This is a genomic window from Priestia sp. LL-8 (genome assembly GCF_036227845.1).
Lineage (GTDB): Bacteria > Bacillota > Bacilli > Bacillales > Bacillaceae_H > Priestia > Priestia zanthoxyli.
Genome location: NZ_JAZAQH010000001.1, coordinates 1559581 through 1571645 on the forward strand (window position 1 = coordinate 1559581; position 12065 = coordinate 1571645).

At 36.3% G+C, this 12065-nt stretch carries 16 protein-coding genes; 10 read left to right on the forward strand and 6 right to left on the reverse strand.

The genetic code is table 11. From position 1 onward, the window contains the following. Positions 1-87: 87 nt before the first annotated feature. Entirely contained in the window at positions 88-1431 is a 1344-nt protein-coding gene (locus U9R83_RS07865) for an amino acid permease (RefSeq protein WP_014460818.1), read from the forward strand. 70 nt (positions 1432-1501) lie between these two features. Then, on the forward strand, positions 1502-1642 hold the full coding sequence (locus tag U9R83_RS07870; protein ID WP_189644984.1) for a hypothetical protein: 141 nt from the start codon (positions 1502-1504) through the stop codon (positions 1640-1642). Between the two features lie 43 nt (positions 1643-1685). Here U9R83_RS07870 and U9R83_RS07875 read toward each other — a convergent pair whose 3' ends face one another. Continuing rightward, positions 1686-1838, reverse strand: a complete 153-nt coding sequence (locus tag U9R83_RS07875) for a YpzG family protein (RefSeq protein WP_014460817.1) — start codon at positions 1836-1838, stop codon at positions 1686-1688. 227 nt (positions 1839-2065) lie between these two features. Further along, the gene (locus U9R83_RS07880) at positions 2066-3739 is read right to left on the reverse strand and encodes a ribonuclease J (protein ID WP_182421144.1); all 1674 of its coding nucleotides are present in this window, start codon (positions 3737-3739) and stop codon (positions 2066-2068) included. A 219-nt stretch (positions 3740-3958) separates the two neighbouring features. Between U9R83_RS07880 and U9R83_RS07885 the strand changes: the two genes are divergently transcribed. The 3 genes from U9R83_RS07885 to U9R83_RS07895 all read left to right on the forward strand — a co-directional run bounded on the left by U9R83_RS07885 (position 3959) and on the right by U9R83_RS07895 (position 4961). Then, positions 3959-4099: a hypothetical protein gene (locus U9R83_RS07885; protein ID WP_013056280.1), complete on the forward strand. Its 141-nt coding sequence runs from the start codon at positions 3959-3961 to the stop codon at positions 4097-4099. Positions 4100-4167: 68 nt separating this feature from the next. Further along, a complete protein-coding gene (locus U9R83_RS07890; protein WP_014460813.1) occupies positions 4168-4314 on the forward strand; it encodes a hypothetical protein in 147 nt (48 codons plus the stop codon). 230 nt (positions 4315-4544) lie between these two features. After that, the gene (locus tag U9R83_RS07895; RefSeq protein ID WP_217028316.1) at positions 4545-4961 is read left to right on the forward strand and encodes a hypothetical protein; all 417 of its coding nucleotides are present in this window, start codon (positions 4545-4547) and stop codon (positions 4959-4961) included. A gap of 85 nt (positions 4962-5046) precedes the next feature. On the opposite strand, the gene U9R83_RS07900 is transcribed toward U9R83_RS07895, so the two are convergent. Beyond that, entirely contained in the window at positions 5047-5256 is a 210-nt protein-coding gene (locus U9R83_RS07900) for a KGG domain-containing protein (RefSeq protein ID WP_014460809.1), read from the reverse strand. A 221-nt stretch (positions 5257-5477) separates the two neighbouring features. On the opposite strand from U9R83_RS07900, the gene U9R83_RS07905 reads away from it, so the two are divergent. Beyond that, positions 5478-5702, forward strand: coding sequence for a hypothetical protein (locus U9R83_RS07905; protein ID WP_014460808.1), 225 nt, complete (start codon positions 5478-5480; stop codon positions 5700-5702). A gap of 96 nt (positions 5703-5798) precedes the next feature. Here U9R83_RS07905 and U9R83_RS07910 read toward each other — a convergent pair whose 3' ends face one another. Beyond that, positions 5799-6530 carry a ZIP family metal transporter gene (locus U9R83_RS07910; protein ID WP_328575187.1) on the reverse strand — a complete coding sequence of 244 codons (732 nt, stop codon included), beginning with the start codon at positions 6528-6530 and terminating at the stop codon, positions 5799-5801. Between the two features lie 466 nt (positions 6531-6996). On the opposite strand from U9R83_RS07910, the gene U9R83_RS07915 reads away from it, so the two are divergent. The 3 genes from U9R83_RS07915 to U9R83_RS07925 all read left to right on the forward strand — a co-directional run bounded on the left by U9R83_RS07915 (position 6997) and on the right by U9R83_RS07925 (position 9123). Then, positions 6997-8382 carry an amino acid permease gene (locus U9R83_RS07915; RefSeq protein ID WP_243549034.1) on the forward strand — a complete coding sequence of 462 codons (1386 nt, stop codon included), beginning with the start codon at positions 6997-6999 and terminating at the stop codon, positions 8380-8382. A 156-nt stretch (positions 8383-8538) separates the two neighbouring features. After that, positions 8539-8760 (forward strand): hypothetical protein, encoded by a 222-nt coding sequence (locus U9R83_RS07920; RefSeq protein WP_016763596.1) that lies wholly within the window; start codon positions 8539-8541, stop codon positions 8758-8760. A 162-nt stretch (positions 8761-8922) separates the two neighbouring features. Further along, positions 8923-9123, forward strand: a complete 201-nt coding sequence (locus U9R83_RS07925) for a hypothetical protein (protein ID WP_045291392.1) — start codon at positions 8923-8925, stop codon at positions 9121-9123. Positions 9124-9212: 89 nt separating this feature from the next. On the opposite strand, the gene U9R83_RS07930 is transcribed toward U9R83_RS07925, so the two are convergent. Both U9R83_RS07930 and U9R83_RS07935 read right to left on the reverse strand, forming a co-directional pair. After that, positions 9213-9422 carry an alpha/beta-type small acid-soluble spore protein gene (locus U9R83_RS07930; RefSeq protein ID WP_013058452.1) on the reverse strand — a complete coding sequence of 70 codons (210 nt, stop codon included), beginning with the start codon at positions 9420-9422 and terminating at the stop codon, positions 9213-9215. A 90-nt stretch (positions 9423-9512) separates the two neighbouring features. Next, entirely contained in the window at positions 9513-10496 is a 984-nt protein-coding gene (locus U9R83_RS07935; protein WP_014460803.1) for a LacI family DNA-binding transcriptional regulator, read from the reverse strand. A 324-nt stretch (positions 10497-10820) separates the two neighbouring features. On the opposite strand from U9R83_RS07935, the gene U9R83_RS07940 reads away from it, so the two are divergent. Next, entirely contained in the window at positions 10821-12062 is a 1242-nt protein-coding gene (locus U9R83_RS07940) for an MFS transporter (protein WP_028413935.1), read from the forward strand. The last annotated feature ends 3 nt before the right edge of the window (positions 12063-12065 follow it).

Here is a 12065-nt window from a genome sequence, read left to right on the forward strand (position 1 = left end):
TGCTGAAAAATAGTAGAAAGGTGCCTCTTTTTACGCATAAATTTTTCAAACTATCACACACTACATCGAAGTGTAAGGAGTGATAGTATGAAAAAGAAAATAGGCTGTGGAAGTCAGGCTGAAGGGAAATTAAAATGGTGGCAGCTTTCTTTAATCGGAGTAGGCTGCATAATCGGTACAGGCTATTTTTTAGGATCAAGTATTGCAATAAAAGCCACGGGCCCCTCTGTATTAATTGCTTTTTTACTAGCAGCAGTATGCACATTTATTGTATTTGAGGCGCTTGCTAAAATGAGTGCCCAAGATCCTCAAAAAGGTTCGTTTCGCTCCTATGCTAAAAAAGCTTATGGAAGATGGGCAGGATTTAGCAGCGGATGGGTATACTGGAGCTCAGAGATGCTGATCATGGGGAGTCAACTCACGGCTTTATCTCTTTTTACACGTTTTTGGTTTGAAGATATTCCACTGTGGGTCTTTGCCTCTATTTATGCTGTTTTAGGCATTGCTGTTGTATTAATTGGAACAAAAGGTTTTGAACGAATGGAAAATGTATTTGCTGTCACAAAAGTGGCTGCTATTTTAATGTTTATTATATTAGCTAGTCTCGCTTTATTTGGATTTCTTGATGAAGGTGCCAAACAAGGAGTGCCGCGAACGATAAGTGAAGTATTTCCTCATGGATTTTTAGGTTTATGGGGCGCTTTGCTTTATGCCTTTTATGCTTTCGGAGGCATCGAAGTCATGGGAATCATGACGGTTCGTTTAGAAAAAAAAGAAGACGCACCAAAAGCGGGAAGAAGTATGCTTATTCTCCTTGGAATTATTTATATTGTTTCACTGAGTTTAGCTATTTTAATTGTGCCATTTCATGATTTTCATGGAAATCAAAGTCCATTTATAACGGCTTTAGAAACATATCATCTTCCATTTTTTCCTCATGTTTTTAATGGAGCAATGATTATTGCGGGTTTCTCAACGATGTCAGCGTCTTTTTTTTCCGTAACAACAATGATTGTCACTCTTTCAGAAGATGGAGATGCTCCTGCATTGTTTTCAAAACAAAAACAGAAAAAGCTGCAGTTTCCTTTACCGGCTTTACTTTTAACAACAGCGGGATTAGTTGTTTCTATTGTTCTTTCCTTGCTATTGCCCGGGAAAATTTATGAGTACATTACAACAGCAGCTGGACTGATGCTGATTTATAACTGGTTTTTTATTTTAATTTCGTTTCATCGCTTAATCAAACAAACCGTTTGGGATAAAGTAAAACAAGCTGTTGGCCTCTTATTAATCCTGCTAGCAGTAAGCGGTACGCTGTTAGAATCTGCAAGCAGGCCAGGTTTCTTTGCAAGCCTAGGCTTCTTAATTGTCATAAGCCTTGTTATTTTAAAACTGCGCCATAAGTGGAAAGAAGAAGAAGCTGCTAGCTAACATATATTTAATCTTTATGAGGGACACTATGCACGTTGTACAATTACAAAAATAAAAGGTGGTTATGATCGTGCCAAAAAACAAGCAGACTCCTTCTTCACAAGTAGATCAAAAACAAGTAGTAGATGACAAAGCAAAAGCGCTACGAGAAAATAATTATGAAGATGTTCATATTCGCAAGATAACTCAAAGCGGAGCAGACGGCCAATAACAAAAAAAGACGCGTTCGCGTCTTTTTTTGTTGAAGTGTATCCTTACCAACGATGAGCTTTTGCATTACTTCGCAAGATGATGTTCGTTTGAGACATCTCTGTATGTCCATTTACTTGGGACTTTGAACGCTTCGGTCTCGTCCAGTTGTGGCGGAATAGTTCTGAATGCTGATCTACATGATTTTTATCATTCATCATAATCACCTCAAGGATAGGATACTTTCACAAGATATTTGCGGTGAAATATCTCTCTTATAGAATGGGGTAAAAAAGAAGAAATACACCTAACACTTTTAACCATACATATAAAAGCAGTGCCTATTCATAAACTACAGAAGGCAACTTCTAACTTTAGGTTAAGCTTCGGATTTATAAGGGAAAAACTGCCTTAGTGGGGACTAAGGCAGTTTTTGCTGGAGGGATTAAACTTCAATAATGATGGGAAGAATCATAGGTCTTCTTTTCGTTTGGTTATATAAGAACTGTCCAAGGGTGGTCTTAATTTCTTTTTTCATAATGTTCCATTGGTGAACGTGCGCTTTTTGCAATTGATTTACAATTTTAGTCACTTGTCGATTAACATCTTTCAATAACTGCTCTGAGTCTCTTGTATAAACAAAACCTCGTGAAATGGTATCTGGACCAGACACAATTTTTCCTTCCGTTTTATTTAAAGTAATCACAATAACCAGCATGCCATCTTCTGAAAGTTGTTTGCGGTCACGTAAAACCGCGTTTCCAACATCGCCAATGCCAAAACCGTCTACATATACATTGCCTGCAGGGATTTTTCTTGTTTGAACAGCTGTTCCGCCCTTGATGTCAACAATATCACCGTTATTTATAATAAAAATGTTCTCTTTTTCCACCCCGACGGATTCTGCTAATAAGCTGTGGTGATGAAGCATACGAAACTCACCGTGAATCGGGATAAAATACTTTGGTTTCATTAATGTAGCCATTAATTTTAGTTCTTCTTGATATCCATGTCCTGATACGTGCATCCCTGTTGCGCTTCCTGAACCATAAATCACATGAGCCCCGAGTGTGAAAAGACTGTCGACAATACGAGAGATATTACGTTCATTGCCAGGAATTGGCCCTGCTGATAAAATGACCGTGTCTTCAGGAAGAATCTCTACTTGTCGGTGATTTCCGCTGGCTAATCTAGATAAAGCGGCCATCGGCTCGCCTTGGCTTCCAGTGCAGAGAATAGCGACTTGTTCAGGCGCAAGTGAATGTACTTCATAAGGTTCAATCAGCATTCCTTCAGGAATGGTTAAATACCCTTTCTCTAACGCAACTGATACAACATTAACCATGCTTCTTCCTAGCAGCGCAAGCTTTCTGTTCGTTTTAATCGCTGCATCTACAATTTGCTGTACGCGGTTAACATTCGAGGCGAAAGTAGAAATAATCACTTTTCGCTTTGCTTTACGAAAAGCTTCTTCTACATGTTTGCCAACTAGCTTTTCTGAAGGCGTAAATCCAGGGCGTTCAGCATTTGTACTTTCTGATATTAAAGCTAGTACACCTTCACTGCCGATTTTCGCCATTTTATGAAGATCTGGATATTGGTCGTTAACAGGAGTTAAATCAAACTTAAAATCCCCCGTATGAACCACAGCTCCTTCAGGCGTATGAAAGACAATTCCAAGACAATCTGGAATGCTGTGATTCGTTTTAAAAAAAGAAAGCGGAATATTGCCTAATGTAATTTCTGACTCTTCGTTGATTTCAATAAGCTCCGTCTCAGCAGATAAGTGATGTTCCTGCAGTTTAATATCGATTAACCCGAGTGTAAGGCTTGTTGCATAAATGGGGAGGCTTAACTGTTTTAGAAGATAAGGAATACCTCCAATATGATCTTCATGACCATGCGTAACAACCAGTGCTCGAACTTTTTCTCGATTCTCTTGTAAGTATGTAATATCAGGTATGATCAAATCAATTCCTAATAAACTTTCGTCAGGAAATTTAGAGCCGCAGTCAATTACAATGATGTCATCATCATATTGAACGGCATACATATTTTTTCCTATTTCATTAATGCCGCCTAAAGCAAAAATGGATAGTGTGTTTCTATTTGTACTCACACTTATTTCCTCCTATATTTTCAAAATAAATATGCAGAATTTCTACTCTATAGTATGAACATTTATTTCTGGTGCATTCTGTTAAACATGGAGATTTTATTTTTTATTCAATGTGAGGGATGCAAGCAAAAAGAAAAGAAGGTCATTTTCCTAATACTACCTCTTATTTTCTTTTTATAACTCCATAAAATATAGACGTTACACATGGAGGTGGATGGAATGAGTAAACAAAATAAAAGCACAAACCAAGGAGTCAGCAGCAGTGCAGCAGCTGTCGATAATGTGAATAAAAGTATTTTATCAAACGATATTCATACAGATGAGCTTCAAAAAGCAAAAGTAAGCCGTCATAACAAATAAAAGAGTGACAGACAAAAGAGCAGCTTTGAGCTGCTCTGGATAAAATAGAGATAGGGAAGTGAAAAAACGTGTCAGAACACAAAAATTCTCAGTATAAAAAAGAAAATAAGTCAACGCCTAGTCGTCCTCTTGAATATAAAGAACGTACAAATGAATCACAGAGTACACGTCAAATGCTGCGCAGCATTCTCGAATATTCAAGTCGTTATCGTTAATAAAATTTTACATATAAAACTGTAAGGATAAGTGGGCAATTTAAAAGTTGAAGCACCGCTTTCATACATAAAAAAGCAAGCAGCTATGCTTGCTTTTTTATATATAGCTGTGTACATATTGAAAAAAAACCATACATACGTTATTTTAGATAAACGTATGCATAATGGTAAATCTGTATATGTATTTTTGGAAAAAAGTTAAAGTTTGGAGAAAAGAAGTGGGGGATTTTATGAATTTACATGATCTTGTTCATGGAGTAGATCCAACAATAAAGCTAGTTATTGAAGATGAGTTTCCTGGAACGCGGTGTGTAGGCGGAAAGTATGTCCCTAGCACGCATTCTATTTTTTTATATGACAAAGATATTAAAATACAGTGTCGGCACTTGTTTGGTTCAAATGAGTGTTTAGAATCTTATCAATGGATTATTTTAGCTCATGAATTAGGTCATGCGCTAGATGAAGACCTTTTATCTTTGAGTGCAAAATTTGATCAAACAGAAGATATATGGCTTTTGTATCAAATCGAATGTAATGCTTGGGAAATAGGAGAGAAATTGATTCCTTTTATTGATTCAGAGCTATTCTCATCCGTCAAAGATGTATCGTTAGCCCATTACCGTAAGGAGATGGAAAAGATTAGTTAGAAGAAGAAAAGTTCCTGTAGCTTGTACTATTACTATCTATAAGGAACTTTTCTTCCTCGAGTTTTTTATATACTTCAAATATTAGTTAATTATTACGCTGGCTGTTGCTGGATCTGCCGCCTTTTTTTCCAATTTCCTCGTAAAATTCTTTACCTTGATTTTTGGAAGTAGCTTCTCCGCCTTTTTCACCAATTTCTTGGTAAAACTCTTTGTCATGATTTTTGGAAGTAGCTTTTCCACCTTTTCTTCCTGCTTCCTCACGACTCATTTTGTCATTCTTTTTATTAGTTGCCATCTTGCATCCCTCCTAATAAATTTGAATTCATAGTCTGTCTTCCCGGCCAAAAAAGGATTAAACTGGTTATTTTATATTTTTTTCTAAAAATTAGATTTTTCTCAAAACTAGCAGGCCGCAAAGTCCTGTATAGCAGTATTTAGTAAGTTAAAGTTAATCTCAAAAAAATTTATATGAAATATGATATGGTTAATAGAAATAAGAAAAAGGAGCTTAGAAACATGTCAAAATATGTAGAAATGGATAACGCTTCGCTGCGACAGAAAATACAAGAATACAAAGAATTAATTTGGAGAGTAGGGCCAGGAAGTGAAAGAACAATAGAAGCTGTTCAAGAGATTCAAGGAATGGAAAAAGAGTTAAAAGCACGGGATGCGGAATTTGAAGCTACGGATTGGAAAGCTTTTACTCGGGAAATAAAGGAAAACTATGATTTTACTTATTAAGAAGACACATTCATAATGATGTGATTGAGATAAATGTCTCCAAGTAGAAGGCTTTCTGTTTTCTACTTGGAAACGATAGAAGTAGTATGAAGACGATTAAGAAAAATGATCCAGCATCAGTGAAGCAAGTAATCCAAGTGCAGCAATCAATCCTGTAATAGCCCCTCCGTCTTCATAGGCCTCTGGCATCATTGTAGAACCTACCATAGCAATAATACCGCCGCCTGCAAAAGCAGCAATAGCAGCCATAAGTGGTTCAGATGCATGATCTAAAAAAACAAATCCTGTCCATGAGCTAAAAGCTGAAATGAACAAAACAGCTGCCCATAGTAAAAAAATTTTCTTTTTAGAGAATCCGCTTTTTACTAGACCGGCCGTACTGGACAGTCCTTCAGGAATGTTACTTATAAAAATAGCGATAACAAGAAGCCAGCTAACGGTTGCATTTTCAATTAAGCTAGCTCCAATCATAGTTGACTCTGGGATTGCATCCATTACGGTTCCTATAAATATAGCAATTCCAGAACTATTCGCGGCCATTTGTTTTGTAGACCTCTTTCTTTTATTCGCTCCTTGACGTGAAATTAGATAGTCTAAACAAGTAAAAACGACAGCCCCCGCAAGGAATCCAAGAGAAGTGGCTTTTAACCCGCCGCTATGAACTGAGTCTCCAAGCAGCTCATAGGTAGATGCTCCAATTAATACACCCGTCCCAAAAGCCATAATATAACCAATTATCTTTTTGCCGATAGGTAAAAAAACTGCTGCCAAAGCCCCAAGAAGGACAGCTGATCCTGAAATTCCGCCCCACATCGCAGCTTGCCACATGGAAAAATCCCTCCTCATCTCTATTTTCTATGGATAAATTCCCTAAGAAAAGAAAGAAAAAACGTAAAAGTATAAGAAAGGAATTTATTCGATTAAGTAGTGGTTTCATTTTGTTATCCTTGAGAAAGAGAGTGTTCCAACATCCAAGCTGAGCCTATATTTATTTTTAATATTCATAAAATTTTAATTATACTGAAATAAAAAACTATTTTACGAAGATGACTGATTTGACAAAGGTAAATGGTTTACTTAAGTGTTTTTCTGAAAAAAACAATTGTATTTCTGAGGAAAATTTATTATTATAAAATAAGTAATTATACAGTCGAATAGCTAAAAATAGAAAAAATAGTTTAGTTGTAAAGGTACTAGGTAAAAATGGAAGGTTTTAAAAACGATAGCTGTTCCATCAGACACAAAAAGTATCTTTCCTAACAGAGCTATAACAAGTTTAGGAGGAGGAAATGGAATGGCAGACAAAGAGCTAAAAAGAGGCTTAGAATCCCGTCACATTCAAATGATCGCGCTAGGCGGAACAATTGGCGTTGGATTATTTATGGGATCAGCAAGCACCATACAATGGACAGGTCCGTCGGTATTGCTTGCTTACGCAATTTGCGGAATGTTTATTTTCTTTATTATGCGTGCTATGGGCGAAATGCTGTACATGGAACCAAGCACAGGTTCATTCGCTACATTTGGCCACAAATATATTCATCCATTAGCAGGTTATATGGCTGCGTGGAGCAACTGGTTTCAGTTTGTAATCGTAGGGATGTCTGAAATTATAGCAGTAGGAGCATATATGCATTACTGGTTCCCAAATTTACCAGCTTGGGTGCCTGGTATTATCGCCATGTTGATTTTAGGCACAGCGAACTTAATTTCAGTAAAATCATTTGGAGAGTTTGAATTTTGGTTTGCAATGATTAAGATTGTAACGATTATTTTAATGATTATCGCAGGACTTGGGTTGATTTTCTTCGGATTTGGAAACGGGGGAGACGCAATCGGATTATCAAACCTTTGGGCACACGGAGGCTTCTTTGCAGGCGGATGGTCAGGCTTTTTCTTTGCGCTATCTCTTGTTATTGCAGCTTATCAAGGAGTCGAGCTAATTGGGATTACAGCTGGTGAAGCAAAGGATCCTAAAAAGACGTTAAGAAACGCAATTCAAAGCATCATTTGGCGTATTTTAATTTTTTATATTGGAGCTATTTTCGTCATCGTGACGGTCTATCCTTGGAATGAGCTAGATTCTTTAGGAAGTCCATTTGTATCTACATTTGCTAAAGTTGGCGTTACGGCAGCTGCAGGTATCATTAACTTTGTTGTTATTACAGCAGCGATGTCAGGCTGTAATAGCGGAATCTTTAGTGCAGGACGCATGCTTTATACGCTCGGTGTAAACGGTCAAGCACCTAAATTCTTTACAAAAATTTCTCGCAACGGCGTTCCAATTTACAGTACGCTCGCTGTTATGATTGGATTAGTAATTGGTGTTATTTTAAACTACATCGCTCCACCTAATGTATTTGTTTATGTATACAGTGCGAGCGTGCTTCCTGGAATGATTCCTTGGTTCATTATTCTTATCAGCCAAATTCGTTTCCGTAAAGCTAAAGGTGCTGAAATGGATAGCCATCCTTTCAAAATGCCCTTTGCGCCTGTAACGAACTATGTAACCATTGCTTTTCTACTAATGGTGCTTGTAGGCATGTGGTTTAATGATGAAACGCGTATTTCACTTATTGTAGGAGTTATCTTCCTCGCTCTCGTTGTCATTAGTTTTTATGCATTCGGAATAAATAAACGTATGATACCTGAGACAGAGAACGGTCAAATAAAGAAATAAATATGCTTTTTCATAATCGAAAAGCAAAACAAAAAAACGGCTGATAAAAGCCGTTTTTTTGTTTTGTTTAAATAAAAGACATAAGAAAAAATGTCATTGTGTAGTGATAGTTTGGATAAACTATATTCGTTCATATAACGTAAAGGAGCGAATGTCGTGAGAAGTCACAGATATATTATCAAAGATTCACTAAAAGCTGATGAAGTTGCCAAAGATTTGGAACTGCAGCTGGACATAAACCGAATGTCGGATGTCAGAATTCTTTCGGTAAATGCACAAAACGAAATACTCGTTCAAATGCAGGAGGAGAACGAGGAAGCAGGAGATGTTATTGATGTATTTATGAAAGAGTATAAAACAGGAGAAATTATTGAATAGCACGTAATTGAGAAGAATATTGAGTGGTTTTGTTGAATAAATAAAAAGAAAACACCTTTATTTTTTATTGAAAAAGAAACGGACGTAAGAAAACTTCTTGTTTATCAAGAAGTTTCTTTTGTATCTGAACAGTAGTTTGTATACGTAGGTAGGGGAGAGGTGATGAAGGTGAAAAAAAATGGTGAAGGTCACGTCCTTTTTATTATTCTCGGAGGCCTGTTTATTTTAATAGGTACACTCTTTGCAAATACTTCCGTTTATTTTCTCATCTCCGGATGGATAGCAGCTGTCTGTTGTTTAGGAATCAGTGCTGTACTAAAGAAAGGAAAAACAAAATCAGTCAGTAAAGAGGATGAGCAATAATAATTTTTATATAAAGATGGAAATTAAATATATGAAAAGGAAGAATGGATATCCATTCTTCCTTAAGTCATGGTGTGTATGAAATTGTCTTAGAAACGTCCGCCGCCCAGTTGTTGCTCAGCTAATTGTACAAGACGTTTTGTGATTTCGCCGCCTACTGATCCGTTTGCACGTGCAGTAGTGTCAGCTCCTAAATTTACTCCGAACTCGCTAGCGATTTCATATTTCATTTGATCGATTGCTTGTTCAGCTCCGTATACTAATAATTCATTATTATTGCTGCTTTTATTGTTTGCCATTGTATTCAACTCCTTTCTGTAACGTTAAGGTGTGAATAAAGGAAGAAGAATATGCAACAAACTGATATTTATTTTATAAAAAACGTATTTTTACGTTGTTTGCCCTTCTAGAAGCTTAACTGGAAGACAGATTTCACGGGGGACATTACTAAATTCTCCTTCAATTTCTTTTAGTAAAATATCAATGGCTGTTTGAGCAATCGATTCAATGGGCTGTTGAATTGTAGTTAGACCAGGTAACAAAGTCTGACTGGCTTCCGTTCCATCATAGCCCACGATTTTTAAATCTTTTGGGATGCTTTTTCCTCTTTTTTGTGCTTCAGCAACTACTAAAGCTGCAAGTAAGTCATCGCTTGCAAAAATACCATCTACTTCCGGATGTTCTTCAAAAACCTTAGAAATAGTTTCTCGCTGAATGTTGCGGTCAAAGGTATTTGAAATCTCATACGTGATAGGCTGTTTTCCGTACTGTTTCATCACGTTTTCATAAGCTTTCCTTCTTAAGTTAGCTGGAGTTTCAAGTTTAAGGGGACCGTTAATATGAATAATATGCTTACAATCTTTTGAAATAAGCAATTCCGTGGCTTGTTCTCCTCCAGAATAGTTATCAGAAGATACGGTAGGAATATCTTTTGATAAATAATGATCCACTGCTACTACAGGAAGGCTTTGACTTTCGGAATCAAAAATACCTCTATTATAAGTAACGGCAATAACACCGTCTACCTGATTTCTGATAAGCATTTCTACGTATTTTTTTTCTTTATCAATTCGATTCAGACTGTTACAAAGAAGTACTTTGTAGTTAAGGGAAGCACATATGCTTTCAATGTGAAAGGCTAACTCTCCGAAAAAAGGGTTGCTCGTTTGCGGGACAATCATACCGATTAAATTTGTTCGCTTATTAAATAATGAACGCGCAATATCATTTGGGAAATAATTAATTTCTTTCATTGCTTTATAAACATTTTCTCGCGTTTCTTTGCTTATGTAACCACGGTTATTTAATACACGAGAAACTGTAGTCGGTGAAACACCTGCAATTTTTGCTACATCACTAATTTTGGCTTTCATCTAGTTTCCTCCTAATTTCTCCAAAACCTTGCTTTTATAGTATATATCAGTTATGTAAAAGCCTTAAAATAAATGCAATCAAGCAAGCAGCTTTCCAGTCGATATGTTTTATTTCGATACATAAAATCTATGTAAGGATTGTAAACGGTTTATTGAACAATTTAAACATACCACAAAGCCCACTTTTACGCCTAATACATCTTTTTTCAATATAAAATGTGAAACCGGTTGACATATGAAACCGGTTGACATAAAATCAAATTGAAAGTGCTTTCATTTTGTTAGATAAAAGATTTTATATCTTAAGCTAAAGGGGTAACTAAAATGAAAAGTTCAAAAAGTTTATATTGGAAGCTGAGTGCATATTTTTTCTTCTTCTTTTTTACGTGGTCGTCAAGCTACTCTTTATTTTCTATCTGGTTAGGGCAAGAGATTAAGTTGAACGGATCAGCAACAGGCTTAATCTTTTCTGTAAACGCTATCTTTGCTTTGTGTATGCAGCCTTTGTACGGATATATATCTGACAGGATAGGTTTAAAGAAACACATTTTATTTTTTATTAGCTGTCTTTTAGTGTTTGTAGGACCATTTTATATTTTTGTTTATGGGCCTTTGCTTCAATACAATGTGTTAATAGGAGCTATTATTGGAGGGTTATATTTAGGAGTAGCGTTTTTGGCGGGCATCGGAGCGATTGAAACATACATAGAGAAAGTCAGCCGAAAATATAAATTTGAGTACGGGAAATCTAGAATGTGGGGGTCATTAGGCTGGGCTGCAGCTACATTCTTTGCAGGACAACTATTTAATATTAATCCTCATATTAATTTTTGGGTGGCATCCGTTTCAGCGGTTATCCTAGTTGCTATTATTTTTTCTGTGAAGGTAGAAATGAGCAGCTATGAAATGGAAAAAGCTGAATCCGTCACGCTGAGAGATGTAGGTAATTTATTCTTATTGAAGGAATTTTGGTTTTTTATGATTTATGTTGTTGGCGTTACGTGCGTATATGGAGTATACGATCAGCAATTTCCTATCTATTATGCATCTTTGTTTCCTACTGAATCGATAGGTAACCAAGTATTTGGCTACTTAAATTCATTTCAAGTATTTTTAGAAGCTGGAATGATGTTCGCAGCACCCTTTATTGTAAATAAGATCGGTGCAAAAAATAGTTTGATTTTAGCAGGATTTCTAATGGGATTTCGTATTATTGGGTCAGGACTTGTGGTAGGTCCAATTGGAATATCTTCGATGAAGCTTATTCATGCATTAGAACTTCCTATTATGCTCATTGCCATCTTTAAATATTTGGCAGCTAACTTTGACACGCGCCTATCTTCTATACTTTATTTGGTTGGATTCCAATTCGCTTCACAAATAGGTGCTTCCGTTCTTTCACCCATAGCGGGAGGATTATATGATAGCGTAGGTTTTTCTCGTACCTATTTAATTATGGGTGGAATGGTTTTGGTATTTAACGTTATTTCCATGTTTACACTACTAAACTCTAAAAAACATAAGTTTATAAGAAAAGATGTACAAGAAAACACGCAGATTATATAGGGG